Here is a 19,354-nt window from a genome sequence, read left to right as displayed (position 1 = left end):
TTCCCCGTGTCGAGGAGGCATGATGCGTCGGTGGACATCAGGGTGGGGGTGGGTTCTGACGTCCACCGGCTGACCGAGGGCGTGCCCATGCGTCTCGCCGGCCTGTCGTGGCCCGACGAGACGCACGGCCTGGAGGGACACTCCGACGGCGACGTCGCAGCGCACGCGATCTGCGACGCGCTGCTGTCCGCGGCCGGGCTGGGCGACCTCGGCGAGCAGTTCGGCACCGCGGACCCCGCCTGGGCCGGAGCGTCCGGCGTGGCGCTGCTCGGGGAGACCGCCCGCCTGGTGAGGGCCGCGGGCTTCGAGATCGGCAACGCCGCCGTCCAGGTCATCGGCAACCGGCCCCGGCTCGGGCCCCGGCGCGCCGAGGCGCAGGCGGCGTTGACCGCCGCAGCAGACGCACCGGTCACGGTGTCCGCCACGACCACCGACGGACTCGGCCTGACCGGCAGGGGCGAGGGCGTGGCCGCACTGGCAACCGCCCTGCTCCTGGGCCGGGCCGGATGAGCCGCCTGCGCAGCGTCGCCGCCTGGGTGCCCGCTGTCGTGCTGGTCCCGGTCACCCTGGCCGCCTCGATCAGCGTGACCCGGACCGACGACCCCGACGCGGCGATGGACCAGGTGTCGCCGCTCGACCCCGGCACCACCTGGGTCTACCGCGTCCTCGACCACGGCGAGCCGTCCGGACGCCATGTACGCCAGGTGCTGGGGCCGGCCCAGCTGATCACCGACCGCGGCCTGACCGAGATGACCCGGGTGTCGAGCGTGCACGACGCCTATCCCGGTCGCGGGCGGCAGGCGGTCGAGATCTACCTCTCCGTCGACGGCGACGAGCTGCTCCAGCACGGCCTGATCCTGGGCGGCGAGAAGATCGACGTCACCCCGGCGGCCACCGCGGCCAAGACCCCACCCACCCTGGGCACGACGTGGTCCTACGACGGCATGGTGGGCACGGTGCCCTACGCCTACGAGGCCGAGGTGACCGACGTCGGAGACGTCGAGGTGGGCGGCCGCACCTTCTCCGGGTGTGCCGAGACCACGAGCACCATCGACCTCACGGACAGCGACAAGGGTGAGACAGAGGTCCTCGTCGAGTGGACCTGCCCCGACATCGGCATCGTGAAGAGCCGGGACGTCGTCGAGCGGGACGGCGTCGACATCACCGAGGAGCTGGTCAGCTTCCAGGGGCCGGAGCAGAAGATCGTGCTGGGCCCGGTGCCCGACGAGATCGACCCCGCCACCCCGGCCGCTCCGGCCGCGGACGCCGAGGACGCCCCCTCCACGGCGGGCTTCGACCTGCGTCGCAGCCACGCCGTCCCCGACGGAGAGCTCGGGCGCGAGCTGGCCTGGACCGAGTCCCGCGACGAGTTCTCGGGGATGTCGCCGGTCTCCGACGGCCGGACCGTCGTGCTGGGCGAGCAGGACGGCCTGGTGTCCGCCCGCGACGCGGCCAACGGCGAGCTCCGGTGGCAGGTGTCGCTGACCCCGCCGATCGTGGCCACCCCGACCATCAACGACGACCAGGTCCTGGTCGCGGACGCGTCCAAGAACCTCTGGGCGCTGTCGCTGGCCGATGGCTCGGCACAGTGGGTGCACCGCTTCGACGACGTCGTCAGCGCCACGCCGGTGGCCACCGGGAACCTGGTCGTGGTGGCGGTAGAGGACGGGTCGGTCATCGCCCTGTCGCCGGACGACGGCGAGGAGCAGTGGAGCGCCGAGGTCGGGGGCCTGATCCGCAGTGCACCCGCCGTCGAGGACGACGTGCTGGTGGTCGGCGACCGGTCGGGCACGCTGACCGCCCTGGACCTCGACGACGGCGAGCAGCTCTGGACCGCCGGGCTGTCCAACGGGTTGGACTTCGGTCCCGCTCTCGGCGACGACGAGGTCCTCGCGGTCGACGGCGACGGCGTACTGGTCGCCTACGACCTGGACGATGGCGACCTGACATGGCAGGCCCGCGGTCGCTCGTTCCCCTCCGAGCCGGTCGCCGTCGCAGAGGACCTGGTCGTCACGGTCACCGTCGCTGCCAGGGTCGAGGCGTTCGACATGGACGACGGCGAGCTGGTGTGGTCCCGGCGGCTCTCCGACATGGAGGTCGCTCCGGCCGTCGTCGGCGACGAGGTGATGGTCGTCGGCAAGAGAGGTCGCGTCACCGTGCTCGGCCTCGACGACGGGACGGTGCGGGAGACCTGGGATCTCCCCGCGCCGACCCCCGACGCGCGCCTGACCGTCGACACCCCGATCGGCCTGGTGGGCGGCGACGTCGTCGTCACCGCCTTGGCCGAGGCACCCGACTTCGCCTACACCAGCTATGCCTACCCGATCCGCCGTGAAGACGATCGGCCCCGTGGGGTGGCCTACACCGTCGAGCCCTACGTCTTCCCGCAGGGGCTCACCGCCGCCCCGGTCCTGGACGGGGAGGCGGTCTACGGGCTCGACTACGACAGCACCCTCCACCGCAGCACCGGTCTCGGTGCGGCCACGCTGCTGCAGGAAGGGCTCGGCACCACGGTGGGCCTGGCGGCAGGGGACGGCGTCGTCGTGGTGCCGAAGGGTGACGAGGTCTGGGGGGTCCGCGGCGCAACCGGAGAGCGACTGTGGAAGGTCGCGGCCACCGAGGCGTTCTTCGGCACCTTCCCCGCGGTCGCCGACGGCGTCGCGTTCGTCCCGATCCGCGAGGTCGGCCTGGTCGCGGTCGACCTCGAGACCGGCAAGAGGCGCTGGGCCGCGCCGGTCGTGGGCACCGCGGGCACCTCGGTGCCCCTGCCCCTCGCCGGCGGCGACGTGGCGTACGCCGGCAGCACCCTGACCCGCTACGACGGCCGCACCGGCGACGTGGTCTGGCAGCTCGGCGGCGACCTGGCCGACTCGGTCGGCTACGTGCCGATCGCCGCCGACCAGGACGCTGTCTACGCGCAGCTGACCGGATTCGACGCCACGTCACCGAACCTCGAGCGCACCGACGTCGTCGCGGCCGACCTGAGGACCGGCGAGGTCCTGTGGCGACACCAGCTGGCGTCCGGGGCGTTCGCGATCGGCACCGCGGTGGACTCGCGTGTCGTGGTCGCGGTGGACGGCCAGTCACTCGTGACAGCGCTGGACGCCGAGACCGGCGAGGTCCTGTGGACCTACCGGATGGCGTCGGCGGCGGCCGGGACACCAGTCGCGTCCGACAACGTCGTACATCTTGCCGAGCGGGGGCGCGGCGAGGATCTGCTCCAGCGCGACGTCCGGGTCGTCACTCTCGACCTTGCGACCGGCCGGTTCCTCGGCTCCTACGAGCCGCCGTCCGCGAACGACACCGTGCTGCCGATCGTGGGCGCGGGACCTGACGGTGAGCTGCTGGTGCCCACCACGGCGGAGTTCGGCATCAACGTGGCCGTGCTCGAGGTGTCCCGTGACTGAGGTCGAGACGGCGACTCACGACCCCTCCATCCGCCGCCGGCGGATGGCCCGTGGGCTTGCGCGCGGGGCGCGCACCACGCTCGGCCCGCTCTGGGTGACCACGTTCAGGGACCCGGTGCGCACCGGCCGGCTGCGCCTCGACGGCCTCTCCGGTCCCGAGCGGCTGCTCGCCCGCTCCGGGTTGGTGGCCATGGTGCTGCTGCTGGGGTCCTTGCTCTTCGGCGACCTGTGGCGGCGCGGGGACCTGCTGCCCCTGACCATCCTCGCGGACCCGCTCTTCGTCCCAGACGGCCTTGTCCCGGTCACCTTGGTCGCGCTCTTCCTGGCGCTGGCGCTGATCGTCTGGGGCGCCCTCGACGCGTCGCCAGGGGTGCGGGTGACGGTGGCCGGGCTCTACCTCGGCACGGTGTCGATCCTCGGAGTCCCCGCGGTGGTCGAGGTCTCCGACAGCTGGTGGCTCACCCAGGGCGACCTGATGCTCCGGATCGGCTTCTGGACGCCGTGCGGCGCGCTGGTCCTGTCTGCGGCGCTGTCGCTGCTCCCGGCCAGGATCAGGGCCCGGCTGGGCTGGACGACGGCGGTGCTGCGCGCCCTCAGCCTGCTGGGGTTCGCGGCGATGGCCGTCGCACACCTCGGCATGGAGACCGCGTTCAGCGACGCGGGTTTCCGCGGCAACGTGCAGTCCCTGATCCACAGCGCCTTCACCGGCATCGACGGCCTGCTCATCCCGCTGGTCTTCATCACCGCGGTGGCGATCGTGGACTTCGCGACCGATGTCTCCACCAGCCTGGCCGAACCGGTGCGGTCCGCCCAGGCCCGGCTGCTGAGGTGGCTCAAGGCGGCCCTGCTCGCGGTGATCCTGGTCAAGCTCTGGTTCGCGGTCGTCCGGCACTTCGACTACTGGTCGACGGTGCTGGCCCACCAGCCGGTCGCCGTGGTGAGGACGCTCCTGGTGTTGGGCCTGATGGCCGGCGTCTCGGCGTACGTCCTGCGGTCCACCCCCGCCGGCACGGACACCCACGTCGACGAGGTCAAGGAGCGGCTCACGATGACCGGTTCCTTCGTGCTTTCCGCGGCCGTCCTCGGCGCCCTGGTGGTGGTGGGCCTGGGGCAGCTGATCTTCACGGTCACCGAGGACGCCTGGGCGGTCGAGTACTCCGACGACTACCCGGTCGACACCCTCTCCGACGCCATCCCGATCGTCGCGTCGGTCCTGTGCCTGGGTTTCGGGATCTGGCTGCTCCGCACCGGGTCGGCGCGGCTGGGTCCGCAGCGTTCGCGCGAGCTGGGCTCGGGGCTGCTGATCCTCGGCGCCTGGAACCTCCCCGCCTGGATCGATGCCGCGACCGAGCTGAGCTGGGGCTTCTCCTACCCGACCATCGACGTCGGCGTCACCCTCGTGGCGCTGGGCTGGCTGCTGGTCCGCTGGCGCCGGGTCGACACCGGCGAGGTCTCGCTGCTCCTGGCGGTGGTGGTCTTCTCCTGGCTGGTGATCAGCCGTGGCGACTACCTGTCGTTCCTCGGCGGGCTGCTCGGCCTGCCCGGTGTCGTCGTGGTCGTCTTCGGCGTCCTCTACACACTGCTCAGCGGGTCCGGCTTCACGACCGAGTCGAGCAAGCGGCTGCCTCGCGAGTCGCGCACCCTCATGTTCGTGGGCTACCTGCTCCTGTCCGTGACGATCCTCAACTGGCACGAGGTCATCCACGACCCGCAGTCGCCGCTGTTCGCGACCTCGGCGTTCTACTTCCTCGGCCTCCCGCTGGCGATCTGGCTGCTGATCCGCCGCGTGGTGCCGCGGCAGCTGGCCCCGGCGGGTGCCCGGGACGTCTGACCGCTCAGGCCGCGGTCTTGCGGTGTCCGACCATCACCACGCCGTCGACCACCTTGACGTCGTAGGCCGCCACGGACACGTGCGGGTCCTCCAGGCACTGGCCGGTCCGCAGGTCGAACGCGTGCTTGTGCAGCGGCGAGGCCACGAACGGCACACCCTCCCGGGAGCCGACGATGCCCCGGGCCAGCAGGGACTGACGGGAGAACGGGTCGTGGTTGGCCAGCGCGTAGACGGTGTCCTCGTCGTACCGGAAGATCGCCACGGCCTGACCGTGGACCAGCGCCGCGACCCCCCGCGCCACCTCGAGCTCGGCCACCTGACACACCGGCTGCCACTCCTCGAGAGCGTCGGTCCGAGACGGTGTCACGGAGCCGACCGTAGGCAAGGCAGGTTTCGGCTCGGCGCTGCTGTGTAACGAGCATGTGAACCCGCACGCCCCGGCCTCGGGCTACCGTCGGGCCGTGCCCGCCGCCGTCGTGATCCTCGCCGCCGGTTCCGGGAGCCGGGTGGGTGCGCACACCAACAAGGTGCTCCTCCCGCTTGGGGATGTTCCGGTCTTGGCCTGGTCGGTGCGCACGGCACTGGCGCTCGACGACGTACGCCGGATCGTGCTGGTCGTGCGCGCCGGCGACGAGTCAGCCGTCCGGGACGCCGTCGCTCCCCTGCTCGGTGCGCGGGAGGCGCTGCTCGTGACCGGCGGTGCGAGCCGGCACGGCTCGGAGTGGCAGGCGCTGCAGGTCCTGGCGGCCGAGATCGACAACGGCGACCTGGACGCCGTCGTGATCCACGACGGCGCCCGGCCCCTGGCCTCGGCTGCACTGTTCCGGGCCGTCCTCGAGTCGGCCCGCCAGCACGGCGGCGCGCTCCCCGTGGCGCCACTCCACGGACTGGTCCGGTCGGACCTCACCGCCGTCGGGGGCGACCTGGTCGGCGTCCAGACCCCCCAGGCGTTCCGGGCCGGGCCACTGCTCGCGGCCTACCGGGCGGCGCAGGCCGACGGCTTCGAGGGCACCGACACGGCGGCGACGTTCGAGCGATACGCGTCGGGCCGCGTCGCGGCGGTGTCCAGCGGTGCCACGAACCTCAAGATCACGTTCCCCGACGATGTCGGGGTCGCGGCACGGCTCAGTGAGCGGTGAGCGCCTCCAGCAGCGGGAGGTCGTCCGGACCGGTCACCCGGCGGGCGGCGGGCGGGGCCTCGATCGTCACCACCGGGTGAAGTTCGGCGAGCCGGGCCACGAGCTCGGGGAGGTGGGTGCTGGGCAGGCCAGGCAGCGCCGCCACGAGGTCGGGCGGGAGGACCACCGGTGACACCACCTGGACCAGCCCGTCGCGATCGATCGTGCTGCCGGCGTAGCCGTCGGCGACCACCTTCACCGTGTCGGTGACCGGGCGGACGGCGACCACGACGGCGTCCGAGCAGGCCGCGACGCAGGTTGCGATGAACTCGGGCGGGGTGAGGGGGCACAGCGGGTCGTGGAGGACGACCGGCTCTCCCGAGGCGACCAGGGACGACCAGGGTGTGCCGGCGTCGACGAGCGTCACGCCGGCTTCGCCGAGTGCCCAGGCGGCGCACGCCACCAGCGGCTCCCCGTGCACCAGAGCGAAGGGCAGCGAGCCGCGGTCCTGGTCGAGGACCAGGCCGAACGCGGAAATGTCGAGACCCCCGGGATCGTGGTCCCGGGGGTCTCGGTCGTCGTGGGTGCGTCCGGTCAGGAGGCGAGCACCTCGTCGAGGATGGCCTCCGCCTTGTCCTCGTTGGTGTGCTCGGCCAGGGCCAGCTCGGAGACCAGGATCTGGCGCGCCTTGGCCAGCATCCGCTTCTCGCCCGCCGACAGGCCACGGTCACGCTCGCGGCGCCACAGGTCGCGGACGACCTCGGCGACCTTCATGACGTCTCCGCTGTGGAGCTTCTCGAGGTTGGCCTTGTAGCGGCGCGACCAGTTGGTGGGCTCCTCGACGTGCGCGGCACGCAGGACGTCGAAGACCCGGTCGAGGCCCTCCTTGTCCACCACGTCGCGGACGCCGACGAGGTCCAGGTTGCACGCGGGGACGCGCACGACCAGGTCCTGCTGAGCGACGATCCGGAGAACGAGGTATTCCCGGTCCTCCCCCTTGATGGTCCGCGTCTCGATGTCCTCGATGATCGCGGCGCCGTGGTTCGGGTAGACGACGGTCTCGCCGACGGTGAAAGTCATATGCTGCGTTCCCCTTTGTTCGGTACTCAATGTTACCACGCAGATCCCTCGACAGATTCGGTGTTTCCGCAGGTCAGAGCCACAATCCGCACTTGACAGATCTCGGCTCGGTGTGGTGCAGCCCACGTCGCACCACCCTTCGCGGGGGCGTCGAGAACCACGAAGTCGCAGGTGAAAGGGCCCGTCGGGCCTCGCGGGCCGGACGCGTGGTCGATACTGCCGGACATGGTCGGGATCGGCCGGCGGCGCCGGCGGGAGGACGTGGCAGACCCCGGGGACGCCGTCGCGGAGCCTGTGGAGGAGCCGGAGCCGGTGGAGGAGCCGGAGCCCGTGGAGGAGCCTCGGCCCTTCTCGCTGCGCAACCTCACTCCTCTGCTGCTCGTCCAGGCCGCCCACCCACGACAGGCGATCGTCACCGCGCTGGCGATGGGTGTCGCGGCCGCCCTGGCGGGCCGTCCCACCCGGGAGTTCCTGCTGGTCATGGGCACCGTGCTCGTCGGCCAGGCCTGCCTGGGGTGGTTCAACGACCTGGTCGACCGGCACCGCGACGCCCGGCACCAGGCCACCGGCAAGCCGGTCGCCGACGGGCGGCTCGACCCGGGCACGGTCTGGTTCGTGCTGGCGGTCGGGGTGTTCGTCGTCGTACCCCTGTCGGTCGCCAACGGCGTCTACGCCGGTGGGGCCTACCTGATCTCGCTCGGCGTCGCCGTGCTGGGCACCTGGATCTGGATCCGCAAGGGCTTCTTCTCGTGGGTGCCGTGGGCGGCGTCGTTCGGCTTGATGCCGGCGTTCCTCTCCTACGGCGGCTGGGGCGGGCAGGACAACGGTGCGCCGCCGGAGATCCTGGTCACCGTCCTGGCTGCGGCGCTCGGGATCGGCGTCCACTTCCTCCGCGCCCTGTGGGGTCTCGTGCCGGACAACGCCGACGGCTGGACCTACCTCCCCCTCAAGCTGGGGCTGCGGCTCGGGGCCTCGCGGCTCCTCTGGGTCTCCTCGGTCTACACCGTCGGCGTCGCGGTGGGGCTCGCGTTCGCGGCTACCTCGGTCGGCCTCGCGCAGTAGCCCCATTAGGGTGTGCGCATGCAGCTGCGACGCCCCTTGGCGCTCATGACCGGGGCCCTTGTCTTGTCCCTCGGTGGTCTCACCTCCTGCGGCTTCGACCTGGCGACCGACCAGCCCTACACCCCGGGCGACGGGACCAACGCCTCCGACGGCGGTGTGGACGTGCTGGCCGCCGTCGTCGTCGCGGCGCAGCCCAACGAGGGCACTCTCGTCCTCACCCTGGTCAACAACTCAGAGACCGACATCTCGCTCAACGGCGTGGCCGGGGCCGAGCTCGAGGTGGACGACTTCGAGCCCGTGGAGGTGGCCCCGGGCGACGCGGTCAACCTCGCGGAGGAGGGCGGGATCCTGGTGGCCGGCGACTTCGACGCCGGCCAGATGCTTCCGCTGACGCTGACCTACGCCGACGGCAACACGATCGGGCTCAACGTCCCCGTCGTGACCGCCTGCGACCACTACGAGGGCCTGGACCTGACCGAGGACTCGGAGTTCATCCCCTACGACTGCGAGTTCGAGGCGCCTCCGGCCGGTGGCGAGGGGCACTAGATGACACTCACCCTGGTCCTGCTCCGCCACGGCGAGAGCGACTGGAACGCCAAGAACCTGTTCACCGGCTGGGTCGACGTCCCGCTCAGCGAGAAGGGCGAGGCCGAGGCCGAGCACGGCGGCCGCCTGCTCGCCGAGGCCGGGCTGCTGCCAGACCTCGTGCACACCTCGCTGCTGCGCCGCGCGATCACCACGGCGCACATCGCGCTGGACGTCGCCGACCGCCACTGGATCCCGGTCCGCCGCGACTGGCGGCTCAACGAGCGCCACTACGGCGCACTCCAGGGCAAGAACAAGAAGCAGACCCTCGAGCAGTACGGCGAGGAGCAGTTCATGCTCTGGCGCCGCTCGTTCGACACACCGCCCCCGCCGATCGACGACGACTCCGAGTTCTCCCAGGCGGGACTACCGCAGTACGCCTCGCTGGGCGCCGAGATGCCCCGGACCGAGTGCCTCAAGGACGTCATCGAGCGGTTCCTTCCCTACTGGGAGTCCGGCATCGTCCCCGACCTGCGCAGCGGTGCCACCGTGCTCGTGGCTGCGCACGGCAACTCGCTGCGCGCCCTCGTCAAGCACCTCGACGGCATCAGCGACGACGACATCGCCGGCCTCAACATCCCGACCGGCATGCCGCTGCTCTACGAGCTCGACGACGACCTCCAGCCGACCGTCCCCGGCGGCCGTTACCTCGACCCCGAGGCCGCGGCTGCCGCAGCCGCGCAGGTGGCTGCCCAAGGCAGGTAATCGTCAGCCCACGTGCGAGCGAAGCGAGCGTTGCGACCGGAGGGAGCGCGCCTCGTGATCGGCTCCGGCGGCCACGACGACGGCGAAGCCCGCGAGCGGAGCGAGCGTCGTCGTGGGCCCGGGGCCGAAGCTCACGAGGGTAGAGAACCAGCGAGCGTCGTCGTGGCCCCGGGGCCGAAGCTCACGAGGGTAGAGAAACAGCTCCCGGGTTCTCGCCCGTCACGACGAACACCACCCGGTTGGCCACCGAGACCGCGTGGTCGGCGATCCGCTCGTAGTAGCGGCCGAGCAGGGCCACGTCGACGGCCGCCTCGACCCCATAGCTCCAGTCGTCGGACAGCAGCTCGGTGAACGACGTACGCCGCAGGCCGTCCATGACCTCGTCGTCGCGGCCGAGCTCGATGGCGGCGGCCACGTCGCGGTCGGTGATGATCGCGCTGAGCTGCTGGACCATGTGCTCGGCCACCTGGGCCATCTTCGCCACGGTCGGCTGCACCTCCACGGGCACGGCGACGTTGGGCACGCGCAGGCGGGCGATCTTGGCGACGTGGACGGAGAGGTCGCCCATGCGCTCCAGCTCGGTGACCATCCGCAAGGCGGCCACGACGGTGCGCAGGTCACCGGCGACCGGCTGCTGCAGGGAGAGCAGGGTGAACGCCTGGTCCTCGATCCGCTCCCGGGCCAGGTCGATCTCGACGTCGGCGCTGATCACCCGTTCGGCGGTCTCGCTGTCACCGGTCAACAGCGCCTCGGTCGCCAGGTGTACGGCGTCCTGGACCCTGGCGCAGATCGCGGCCAGGTCGACGAAGATCGAGTCGAGCTGCTCATGGAAGGCCTCACGCATACCCGTGAGCCTAGGCGCACGACATGACCAGTCGGGGTGACGACGTGAACGGGCGGTGAACGTTTCGAAGCCGCGTCGCCGTCGGTCAAGACCCGTCTCACCAGGCAATACCCTGAAGACGTGGATCCGACGTTCCAGGCGTTCCTCGCCGCGGTCATCGGCGCCGTCGTCGCCGGTGGCGCGGTGCTCGCCTGGCACATCAGCGACCGGCAGCAGTCTGCCGCGCTGGTCGTCCCGCCACCCGTGGTCCCCCCGGAGGTCGCTGCGGTCCTCTCGGTCCTGCGCAGCAGCTCGGTCGTCGTCGACGACGCCGACCTGGTCGTGAAGGCGTCCGCACCGGCCTACGCCTTCGGCCTGGTCCGCGGGTCGCAGGTGGTCAACCCGGAGCTGAGCGAGGTGGTCGCGCAGGTGCGCCGGGACGGCCAGATCCGTGAGGTCGAGCTCGTGATCGGCCGCGCGGGCGAGCCGGCGCGCCACGTCACCGCCCGGGTCGCGCCGCTGGGCAGCCGGCTGGTGCTGGCGCTGGTCGAGGACCGTACGCGGGAGCGACGCATCGAGGAGGTACGCCGCGACTTCGTCGCCAACGTGAGCCATGAGCTCAAGACCCCCGTCGGCGCCATCCGGCTGCTGTCCGAGGCGGTGGCCGAGGCCTCCGAGGACCCCGAGGCGGTCAAGCGGTTCGCGGAGCGGATGCTCACCGAGACCGACCGGCTCGGCCGGCTGGTCCAGCAGATCATCGAGCTGTCCCGGCTCCAGGCCGCCGACCCGCTCGAGACCCCCACCCGGGTGTTCCTCGACGACGTGCTCGGGTTCGCGGTCGACTCCAGCGCCATCGACGCCAGCTCGAAGCGCATCGAGGTCGTCACGTCCGGGACTCCGGGGCTGGAGGTGCTCGGCAACGAGAAGCAGGTCACCGCCGCGGTGGCCAACCTGGTCTCCAACGCGGTGTCCTACTCGCCGGAGGACTCGACGGTGCTGGTCTCCACCAAGGCCGTCGACGGCAACGTCGAGGTCTCGGTGGTCGACCAGGGCATCGGCATCCCGCACGGTGAGATCGACCGGATCTTCGAGCGCTTCTACCGGATCGACCCGGCGCGGCACCGCTCCACCGGCGGCACGGGCCTGGGACTCTCGATCGTCAAGCACGTCGCCGCGACCCACGGCGGCGAGGTGCGGGTCTGGTCAGTGGAGGGGCAGGGGTCGACGTTCACGCTCACGCTGCCCCAGCACGTGCCCGACGAGGACACCGCCCTGCACGACGCCGACGAGACCACCGAGCAGGGACCAGTGAAACCCGTGCAAGCCGAACAAGAAGGAGTGCGCTCGTGACCCGAGTGCTCGTCGTCGAGGACGAGGTCAGCTACAGCGAGGCCCTCGCCTACATGCTCCGCAAGGAAGGGTTCGAGGTCGCGGTCGCCGCCGACGGCAACGCGGCGCTGGCCGAGTTCGACCGCAACGGGGCCGACATCGTGCTCCTCGACCTGATGCTCCCCGGCATCCCCGGCACCGAGGTGTGCCGCACCATCCGGCAGACCTCCAGCGTCCCGGTGATCATGGTCAGCGCCAAGGACGACGAGGTCGACAAGGTCGTCGGGCTCGAGCTCGGTGCCGACGACTACGTCACCAAGCCCTACTCCCCGCGCGAGCTGGTCGCTCGCATCCGGGCGGTGCTGCGCCGCGGCATCGAACCGGACCTGGCGCCGACGACCCTCGAGGCCGGCCCGGTCCGGATGGACGTCGAGCGGCACGTCGTCACCGTCGACGGCCAGGAGCAGCGGTTGCCGCTCAAGGAGTTCGAGCTGCTCGAGATGTTCCTGCGCAACCCGGGCCGGGTCCTGACCCGCGGCCAGCTGATCGACCGGGTGTGGGGTTCCGACTACGTCGGCGACACCAAGACCCTGGACGTCCACGTCAAGCGGCTGCGCTCCAAGCTCGAGCCCGACCCGGCCGACCCGAAGTACCTCGTCACCGTGCGCGGCCTGGGCTACAAGCTCGACCTGTGACGGCATCTCCGAGCGCGGCGTCCGAGCTTGCGAGGACGCCGATCAGCGAGGATGTCTCGAAACCGTCGTACGACGACCGATAACCGCTCGTGGATGTCGGCGGTCGTTCCTAGGCTGGGTCCGTGACCGCCGCCCCCGAGATCCGTCCTTCCGAGGCGGCCCGGCCCGCCCCGCCGGTGTGGCTGCCGCCCGCCGCCGTGGGTGTGACGCTGGTGCTGTGGGCGTCGGCGTTCGTGGCGATCCGCCACCTCGCCGACGCGTTCTCCGCCGGCTCGCTGTCCCTCGGCCGGCTGCTGGTCGGCTCGCTCTGCCTCGGTGTGGTCGCGCTCAGCCGCGGCGTGCCCCGGCCCACCGGCCGCCAGTGGGTCGCGCTCGTCACGATCGGGGTGCTGTGGTTCGGCATCTACAACGTCGCGCTCAACGCCGGCGAGCAGCACGTCGATGCCGGCACGGCGGTGATGCTCATCCAGGTCTCGCCGGTGCTGGTCGCCCTGCTCGCGGCGACGTTCCTCCACGAGCGGTTCACCACCTACCTCGCGCTCGGTCTCGCCCTGGCGTTCGGTGGCGTCGCGCTGATCGCCACCGCGTCGGACTCCAGCGGCGACCGCAGCGTGCTGGGCGTGGTGCTGTGCCTGGTCGCTGCGGTGGTCTACTCGGTCAGCCTGGTGCTCCAGAAGCCCCTGGTCGCCACCATCCCGGCGATCCACGTCACCTGGATCGCCTGCACCATCGGCGCCGTGGTCTGCCTCCCGTTCGCGGGCCAGCTCGTCGGCGACGCCCGCGACGCGTCGGCCGCCGACCTGTGGTGGGTCGTCTACCTCGGCGTCTTCCCGACCGCCATCGCCTTCACCACGTTCGCCTACGCGCTGCGCACCATGACCGCGAGCAGTCTCGGCGTGACGACCTACCTCGTGCCGCCGATCACGATCGTCATGGGCTGGCTGTTCCTCGACGAGGTCCCGCCGACGATGGCTTATGTCGGCGGTGCGCTGGCACTCGTCGGCGTGGCCGTGGCTCGCCGCAAGCCCCGAACGCTGGCGGAGGAGACCGTCACTCCAGCATGATCGCGGCGTGAGTGCTGTCGCGGACGTTCTGGTCGGCCTGGTCGCCGCCCTCCATCTGGGCTTCCTGGTCCTCGAGATGTTCCTGTGGACCACGCCGACGGGGCGCCAGGTGTTCGGGCTGGACCCGGCGTTCGCCGAGCAGAGCAAGGCGCTGGCCGCCAACCAGGGGCTCTACAACGGCTTCCTGGTCGCGGGACTCGTGTGGGGGCTGGTCGCCGACGCGACCGACGTCAAGCTGTTCTTCCTCGCCTGCGTGGTCGTGGCCGGGATCTACGGGGCTGCGACGGTCAGCCGCCGGATCCTGGTGGTGCAGGCGCTACCGGCCGTCGTCGCGTTCGTCCTGGTCCTCGCCGGCAGCTGACTCGGACTCCTCCTCGGCTTCGAGCCAGCCGCGGAACGCCTCGAGGTTGTGGGTCGGCTCGCCGCGGTCACGGCGCCACTGCCACTCCTTGCGGATCGACGAGGCGAAGCCGAGCTCGAGGATCGTGTTGAAGGACTCGTCGGCGGCCGACAGGACGGCGCCGAGCAGGCGGTCGAGCTCGGCCGGGTCGTCCGGGTCGAGGACCGAGAGGGGCAGTCGCGCGTCGAGGTAGATGTCGCCGACGGCGTCGATGGCGAAGGAGACGGCGTAGAGGCGCAGGTTGCGCTGCAGCAGCCACTCGTAGACGCGCTCGTGGTTCTCGTCCGGCTTGCGGCACACGAATGCATGCACACCCAACGCGTGCCCGCCGACGTCGAGACGCACCGCCGTCTGCAGCTTCTTCTCGCCGGGCAGCGAGAAGCTGAACAACCCCTCGCCGGTCTCGTCGAAGTCGATCTCGTGCTCGGTGAGGTAGTCGCGGACCACCTGGCGGGCGTCCGTCGTCCGGTTGTGGGTCATGCCGGCTCGCGGAGCGCGGCCGCCGCCCGCTCGTAGACCTCGTAGGTGCGGTCCGCCGTCGCGTCCCAGGAGAACAGCCGCGCCTGCGCGAGTGCGCCGGCCTCCAGGCGTAGCCGCAGGTCGTGGTCGTCGAGGATGCGGGTGAGTGCCTCCGCCCAGTCGTGCGAGTCGTGGCCCTCGACCAGGAGACCGCTGTGTCCGTCGCGGACCACCGTGGTCAGACCGCCCACGGCGGCCGCCACGACCGGGGTGCCGGTCGCCTGCGCCTCGGCGGCGACCAGGCCGAAGGACTCGTTGTAGGAGGGGACGGCCACGGCCGTCGCCGCGGCGAACCACCGCGCGAGCTCGTCCTGCGAGACCGGCGGAACGAAGCGGACCACGTCGGCGATGCCGAGGTCGGCGGCGAGGTCGGCCAGCGCCTGCGGCTTCTCCAGCCCCGAACCCGAGGGCCCGCCGACGACCGGGACGATCAGCGAGCCGCGCCGCCCCGGCTCCCGCTGCAGCATCTCGGCCACCGCGTGCAGCAGCACGTCCGGGGCCTTGAGCGGCTGGATCCGGCCCGCGAAGAGGAGTACGTCGGCCTCGGCGGGGATGCCCAGGCCGGCCCGCGCCTCGGCGGCCGCAACCGGGCGGAACACCTCGAGGTCGACCCCCGGATGGACCACCTCGACCCGGCCGGGGTCGGCGTCGTAGAGCTCGATGAGCTGCTTGGCCTCGATGTCGGTGTTGGCGATGAGCATGTCGGCGGCCTCGACGACCTGCTCCTCACCGATCAGGCGAGCGAGCGGCTCGGGGATGTCACCGTCGGCGAGCGCGTCGTTCTTGACCTTGGCCATCGTGTGCATGCTGTGGACCAGCGGCACGCCCCACCGGTCCCTGGCCAGCGCGCCGACCTGGCCGGACAGCCAGTAGTGCGAGTGGACCGCGTCGTAGTGACCGAGGGGCTGGGCGGCCTCGGCGCGCAGCACCTCGCGCGCGAACACGCACAGCTGGGCCGGCAGTTCCTCCTTGGTCAGTCCTTCGAAGGGTCCGGCGTGGATGTGCCGGACGGTGACCCCGTCCATCGGTCGGACCGCAGGCTCCAGCGCCGAGCTCGTGGCGCGGGTGAACACGTCGACCTCGAGGCCACGCTGCACCAGACGCTTGGCCAGCTCGATGACGTAGACGTTCATGCCGCCCGCGTCGCCCGTGCCCGGCTGGTCCAGCGGGGAGGTGTGCAGGCTGATCATGGCCAGCCGCCGCAAGGGCTCGCCCATGTATGCCTCCGTCCGGGGTAGTCCGAGACACACAACACTGCAGTCCGTCCCCCGATTCCCGAGTGAGGAGGGGTGTTCTACTTCGAGGTTCTACTTCGAGTGGGTGCCACCCCTGGGAGCCGCCTCGTCGGCCGAGCTGCCGTCGCCGCCGAGCAGGGCCGCCGCGCAGATCAGTGCGAGCGCGAGCCCGAGCCCACCGTCGACGATGTCGTCGGAAGCCTCGGCGCGGAGGACCTCGATGATCGACCAGACCAGGAGCGGGACGCACAGCCCGACGATCAGGCGCAGCCAGGTCGCCCCTGACACGAGGGACGCACCCAGGCCCACGAGAGCCACCAGGATGAGTGCCGCGCCACCCCAGTAGAGCGCGTTGGCCGCGGCCGAGGCGGCCTCGTAGTCGTTGACGGCGGCCTGGCCGAGCCAGCAGAGGCCGCCGAGCACACCCGCGATGCGGACGAGTGTCCGGTGGGACATGTGGGCACCTCCCCCCGAAGGTCATGTGCAGTCCGGCGGACAGTGTGGCAGGCCCGGCCTCCGATGTCCCGGGTGCCTCACCAGAATGGTCTGCGTGACCACCCCACCCCAGCAGGCCGAGCACTCCCGTTCCGCGGTCGTCACCGGCGCGAGCAGCGGCATCGGCGCCGCCACCGCCCGGCGGCTGGCCGCGGAGGGCTTCCACGTCTTCTGCGCGGCCAGGCGCGCCGACCGCATCGAGGCACTGGCGGCCGAGATCAGCGGCACGGCCGTGGTCTGTGACGTGACCTCGGCCGACTCCGTGGCCGGGCTCGCCGCCGCGGTCGGCGAGCACCTCGGCGTACTGGTCAACAACGCCGGTGGCGCGTTCGGTGCCGCGCCGGTGGCCGAGGCCGACACCGAGGACTGGCGGGCGATGTACGACGTCAACGTGATCGGCCTGATGCAGGTGACCCGGGCGCTGCTGCCGGCCCTGATCGCCTCGGGCCGGGCGTCGGGCGCGGGCACGATCGTCAACGTCGGCTCGACCGCCGGCCGGGTCGCCTACGAGGGCGGTGGGGGCTATACCGCCGCCAAGCACGGCACCAAGGTCGTCACCGAGACGCTCCGCCTCGAGCTGTGGGACCAGCCGGTCCGGGTCTGCGAGGTCGCCCCCGGCATGGTGCGGACCGAGGAGTTCGCGCTGGTCCGGCTGAAGGGCGATGCGGAGAAGGCGGCCGCGGTCTACGCGGGGGTCGCCGAGCCGCTGGTCGCCGACGACGTCGCCGATGCCATCGCCTGGATGGTGACCCGGCCACCGCACGTCAACGTCGACGAGGTGGTGATCCGGCCGCGGGCGCAGGCCGCACAGCACTTGGTGCACCGGGTGTTCGACGAGTGACGACGAACGATCTCGTGGAAGAGTGAGCCTCATGGGTGAGATGCAGACCATCGGCCTCGTCGGCGGGATGAGCTGGGAGAGCAGCGCGGCCTACTACCGCGACCTCAACCTCGGCGTCCAGCGCCGGCTGGGCGGTCTCTCGTCCCCCAAGCTGGTGCTCAGCACCGTCGACTTCGCTCGGCTGACCGAGCTCGAGGACGCCGAGAAGTGGGACCAGATCGGGGCGCTGCTCGCCGAGGCCGGACGCGGCGTCGAGCGCGCGGGCGCGGACTTCCTGCTGCTGTGCACGACGACGTTCCACAAGGTCGCCGACCAGGTGCAGGCCGCCGTCGGCATTCCGCTGCTGCACCTCGCCGACGTCGTCGCCGACGCGTGCCGGGCGGCGGGGGTCACGAAGGTCGGGTTCATCGGCACCTCCGTGGCCATGTCCGACGGCTTTTTCACCGACCGCATGGAGACCCACGACCTGGAGGTGCTGGTCCCCGACCCGGCCCACCATGACTACCTCAACTCCGCGATCTACGACGAGCTCGTGCACGGCCATGTCCTCGACCGCACCCGGCACCGCGTCGTCGAGATCATCGACGAGCTCTGGGACGCCGGCGCCGAGGGCGTCCTCCTGGGCTGCACCGAGCTCGAGCTGCTCATCCACCAGGCCGACTGCGACATCCCCGTCTTCCCCTGCACGACGCTGCACGTGGAGGCGGCGCTGGACCGGGCTCTGGGCGGGCAGGCTGCGGGATAGTCCCAGACGTTCGGCACGGCGACACGCCGCGCCGGCGTCCCGAAGGTCGGGGACTATCGCGACGGGTCGGCCGCCGGGTCACCGTCCAGGACCAGATCGGCGATCCGGCGCAGGTCAGCGGTGAGGTGCTGCTCGGGGACGGTGGCCCGGTCGCCGCAGAGGTCGAAGTCGTAGACATACGTGTCCGGCTTGGGCAGTCCGCCGGCCACCTCGGACAGGTCGACGCGCTCGACCAGGGACGCGACCTCGACCTCGCGAACGCCGTCCCGGTCGAGGTCGAGCTCGCCGGCCACGGTCCGGCCCAGGAACCCGCCGGACCGGCTGACCACGACCCGGCGGCCGGCCGTCGGGGAGGATGGCGGAGGCCCGGGCGGCGTGGACGAGGTCGCGGCGGGAGTGACCCCGACCGTCTCCCATGCCTCGCGTACGACGTCGGCGTGCTCCCCCGCGGCGGCGACGGTCGCCGCGGCGAAGCCGGCGAAGTCGGTGCGGGCACCGACCTGACCGCCGGTGAGGGCGGCGTACCAGATCAGGCCGGCGCCCTCGGCCGACGAGCCGCCGATCCCGGTCGCGGCGAGGTGGAAGGCGCGGTTGGGGATGCCGGAGTTGAGGTGGACGCCGCCGTTGTCCTCGCGGGTCTCGACGTAGTCGTCGAGGTGGGCCGGCTGCGGGTCGCGGCCGAGCACCGGATCGTCGTAGGCCGTCCCCGGGGCGGCCATGTCCCGCAGCCCCCGCGCCTGCACGCCGGGCAGGAACAGGTCCGACCCGATCAGCCAGTCGGCCTCGGCGGCCGACTGCCCGCGCAGCCGTTGTTCGAGACAGGCCGCGAAGACGTCTGACACGGACTCGTTGAGCGCGCCGGGCTGGCCCTGGTAGGCGAGGCCGGCAGTGTGCTCGGTCAAGGCGTGCGCGAGCTCGTGCCCGACCACGTCGACCGGCTTGGTGAACCTGTCGAACACCTCGCCGTCGCCGTCGCCGAAGACCAGCTGGGTGCCGTCCCAGAACGCGTTGACGTAGTCGCGGCGGTAGTGGACGGTCGCCACCACGGTCGCGCCGGCGCCGTCGTAGGAGGCGCGCCCGTAGACCTCGTCCAGCATCGCCAGTGCGCCGGTCAGGCCGTAGGCCGCCTCGTCGACCGCGATGTCGCCGGTCTCCGGATCGCCGGCCGACCGCACCAACCGGCCCGGCAGCGAGGAGCCGGACGCCGCGTCGTGGACTGCCCACGCCGGGCCCCTCACCAGGGCAACGGTGTGTCCGGGCGCCTGTCGCCGGAGCCTGACCTCCTCGTCGAGCGCGATCATCCGCTCGAGCTCCGCGGCCCGCTGGGGCAGCCGAAGAGCCAGCTCGCGCAGGAGGTAGGGCGGCAGGAAGCAGGTAGACCCCGAGATCATGGCCCCGAGACTAGGGACCGGCCCGGACA

Annotated in this window: 21 protein-coding genes; 13 read left to right on the top strand and 8 right to left on the bottom strand. The window is 71.7% G+C overall.

Features of this window, described 5'->3' with window-relative positions:
- The first annotated feature begins 30 nt into the window (after positions 1-30).
- From ispF to ACYVC6_RS06545, 3 genes are read left to right on the top strand one after another with little or no spacing between them, the layout of a single operon-like run.
- Positions 31-510, top strand: a complete 480-nt coding sequence (gene ispF / locus ACYVC6_RS06555; protein WP_460712173.1) for a 2-C-methyl-D-erythritol 2,4-cyclodiphosphate synthase — start codon at positions 31-33, stop codon at positions 508-510.
- The gene (locus tag ACYVC6_RS06550) at positions 507-3,407 is read left to right on the top strand and encodes an outer membrane protein assembly factor BamB family protein (protein ID WP_460712171.1); all 2,901 of its coding nucleotides are present in this window, start codon (positions 507-509) and stop codon (positions 3,405-3,407) included. The genes ispF and ACYVC6_RS06550 overlap by 4 nt, the downstream gene beginning before the upstream one ends.
- Positions 3,400-5,238, top strand: coding sequence for a hypothetical protein (locus ACYVC6_RS06545; protein ID WP_460712169.1), 1,839 nt, complete (start codon positions 3,400-3,402; stop codon positions 5,236-5,238). The genes ACYVC6_RS06550 and ACYVC6_RS06545 overlap by 8 nt, the downstream gene beginning before the upstream one ends.
- A gap of 4 nt (positions 5,239-5,242) precedes the next feature.
- Here the strand turns inward: ACYVC6_RS06545 and nirD are convergent, their stop codons facing one another.
- Positions 5,243-5,605 (bottom strand): nitrite reductase small subunit NirD, encoded by a 363-nt coding sequence (gene nirD, locus ACYVC6_RS06540; RefSeq protein ID WP_460712167.1) that lies wholly within the window; start codon positions 5,603-5,605, stop codon positions 5,243-5,245.
- Positions 5,606-5,699: 94 nt separating this feature from the next.
- Between nirD and ACYVC6_RS06535 the strand changes: the two genes are divergently transcribed.
- Complete coding sequence (locus tag ACYVC6_RS06535) at positions 5,700-6,377, top strand: IspD/TarI family cytidylyltransferase (protein WP_460712165.1); 678 nt, start codon at positions 5,700-5,702, stop codon at positions 6,375-6,377.
- Here the strand turns inward: ACYVC6_RS06535 and ACYVC6_RS06530 are convergent.
- On the bottom strand, positions 6,364-6,837 hold the full coding sequence (locus tag ACYVC6_RS06530) for a 2-C-methyl-D-erythritol 4-phosphate cytidylyltransferase (protein WP_460712163.1): 474 nt from the start codon (positions 6,835-6,837) through the stop codon (positions 6,364-6,366). The genes ACYVC6_RS06535 and ACYVC6_RS06530 overlap by 14 nt on opposite strands.
- Positions 6,838-6,950: 113 nt before the next feature.
- Positions 6,951-7,436, bottom strand: a complete 486-nt coding sequence (locus ACYVC6_RS06525; protein WP_460712162.1) for a CarD family transcriptional regulator — start codon at positions 7,434-7,436, stop codon at positions 6,951-6,953.
- A gap of 225 nt (positions 7,437-7,661) precedes the next feature.
- Between ACYVC6_RS06525 and ACYVC6_RS06520 the strand changes: the two genes are divergently transcribed.
- Genes ACYVC6_RS06520 through ACYVC6_RS06510 form a run of 3 tightly spaced genes read left to right on the top strand, consistent with a single transcriptional unit; the run spans position 7,662 to position 9,788 of the window.
- Positions 7,662-8,498, top strand: a complete 837-nt coding sequence (locus ACYVC6_RS06520; protein WP_460712160.1) for a UbiA family prenyltransferase — start codon at positions 7,662-7,664, stop codon at positions 8,496-8,498.
- A gap of 18 nt (positions 8,499-8,516) precedes the next feature.
- The gene (locus ACYVC6_RS06515) at positions 8,517-9,044 is read left to right on the top strand and encodes a copper chaperone PCu(A)C (RefSeq protein ID WP_460712158.1); all 528 of its coding nucleotides are present in this window, start codon (positions 8,517-8,519) and stop codon (positions 9,042-9,044) included.
- The gene (locus ACYVC6_RS06510) at positions 9,045-9,788 is read left to right on the top strand and encodes a phosphoglyceromutase (RefSeq protein ID WP_460712157.1); all 744 of its coding nucleotides are present in this window, start codon (positions 9,045-9,047) and stop codon (positions 9,786-9,788) included.
- A 181-nt stretch (positions 9,789-9,969) separates the two neighbouring features.
- Here ACYVC6_RS06510 and phoU read toward each other — a convergent pair whose 3' ends face one another.
- A complete protein-coding gene (gene phoU / locus ACYVC6_RS06505) occupies positions 9,970-10,632 on the bottom strand; it encodes a phosphate signaling complex protein PhoU (RefSeq protein WP_460712156.1) in 663 nt (220 codons plus the stop codon).
- Positions 10,633-10,752: 120 nt separating this feature from the next.
- On the opposite strand from phoU, the gene ACYVC6_RS06500 reads away from it, so the two are divergent.
- The 4 genes from ACYVC6_RS06500 (at position 10,753) to ACYVC6_RS06485 (ending at position 14,060) form a co-directional block, all read left to right on the top strand.
- Positions 10,753-11,961 carry a sensor histidine kinase gene (locus ACYVC6_RS06500; protein ID WP_460712154.1) on the top strand — a complete coding sequence of 403 codons (1,209 nt, stop codon included), beginning with the start codon at positions 10,753-10,755 and terminating at the stop codon, positions 11,959-11,961.
- On the top strand, positions 11,958-12,635 hold the full coding sequence (locus ACYVC6_RS06495) for a response regulator (RefSeq protein WP_460712152.1): 678 nt from the start codon (positions 11,958-11,960) through the stop codon (positions 12,633-12,635). Before ACYVC6_RS06500 ends, ACYVC6_RS06495 begins: the two co-directional genes overlap by 4 nt.
- A gap of 122 nt (positions 12,636-12,757) precedes the next feature.
- Positions 12,758-13,699, top strand: coding sequence for a DMT family transporter (locus tag ACYVC6_RS06490; protein ID WP_460712150.1), 942 nt, complete (start codon positions 12,758-12,760; stop codon positions 13,697-13,699).
- Between the two features lie 7 nt (positions 13,700-13,706).
- Positions 13,707-14,060, top strand: a complete 354-nt coding sequence (locus ACYVC6_RS06485) for a DUF1304 domain-containing protein (protein ID WP_460712148.1) — start codon at positions 13,707-13,709, stop codon at positions 14,058-14,060.
- Here ACYVC6_RS06485 and ACYVC6_RS06480 read toward each other — a convergent pair.
- The 3 genes from ACYVC6_RS06480 to ACYVC6_RS06470 all read right to left on the bottom strand — a co-directional run bounded on the left by ACYVC6_RS06480 (position 14,016) and on the right by ACYVC6_RS06470 (position 16,309).
- Positions 14,016-14,579: a type III secretion system chaperone family protein gene (locus tag ACYVC6_RS06480; protein ID WP_460712146.1), complete on the bottom strand. Its 564-nt coding sequence runs from the start codon at positions 14,577-14,579 to the stop codon at positions 14,016-14,018. The genes ACYVC6_RS06485 and ACYVC6_RS06480 overlap by 45 nt on opposite strands.
- Positions 14,576-15,835, bottom strand: a complete 1,260-nt coding sequence (mshA, locus tag ACYVC6_RS06475) for a D-inositol-3-phosphate glycosyltransferase (protein WP_460712144.1) — start codon at positions 15,833-15,835, stop codon at positions 14,576-14,578. The genes ACYVC6_RS06480 and mshA overlap by 4 nt, the downstream gene beginning before the upstream one ends.
- 90 nt (positions 15,836-15,925) lie before the next feature.
- Positions 15,926-16,309 (bottom strand): hypothetical protein, encoded by a 384-nt coding sequence (locus ACYVC6_RS06470; protein WP_460712142.1) that lies wholly within the window; start codon positions 16,307-16,309, stop codon positions 15,926-15,928.
- Positions 16,310-16,403: 94 nt separating this feature from the next.
- On the opposite strand from ACYVC6_RS06470, the gene ACYVC6_RS06465 reads away from it, so the two are divergent.
- Both ACYVC6_RS06465 and ACYVC6_RS06460 read left to right on the top strand, forming a co-directional pair.
- On the top strand, positions 16,404-17,189 hold the full coding sequence (locus ACYVC6_RS06465; RefSeq protein ID WP_460712140.1) for an SDR family NAD(P)-dependent oxidoreductase: 786 nt from the start codon (positions 16,404-16,406) through the stop codon (positions 17,187-17,189).
- A 31-nt stretch (positions 17,190-17,220) separates the two neighbouring features.
- The gene (locus ACYVC6_RS06460; protein WP_460712138.1) at positions 17,221-17,934 is read left to right on the top strand and encodes an aspartate/glutamate racemase family protein; all 714 of its coding nucleotides are present in this window, start codon (positions 17,221-17,223) and stop codon (positions 17,932-17,934) included.
- Positions 17,935-17,987: 53 nt separating this feature from the next.
- Here the strand turns inward: ACYVC6_RS06460 and ACYVC6_RS06455 are convergent, their stop codons facing one another.
- Positions 17,988-19,325 carry a M4 family metallopeptidase gene (locus tag ACYVC6_RS06455; protein WP_460712136.1) on the bottom strand — a complete coding sequence of 446 codons (1,338 nt, stop codon included), beginning with the start codon at positions 19,323-19,325 and terminating at the stop codon, positions 17,988-17,990.
- Positions 19,326-19,354 lie beyond the last annotated feature (29 nt).

The organism is Nocardioides dilutus (assembly GCF_054779555.1).
Note: the sequence above shows the minus strand (reverse complement) of the source record. Positions and strands in the feature narration are given on the sequence as shown.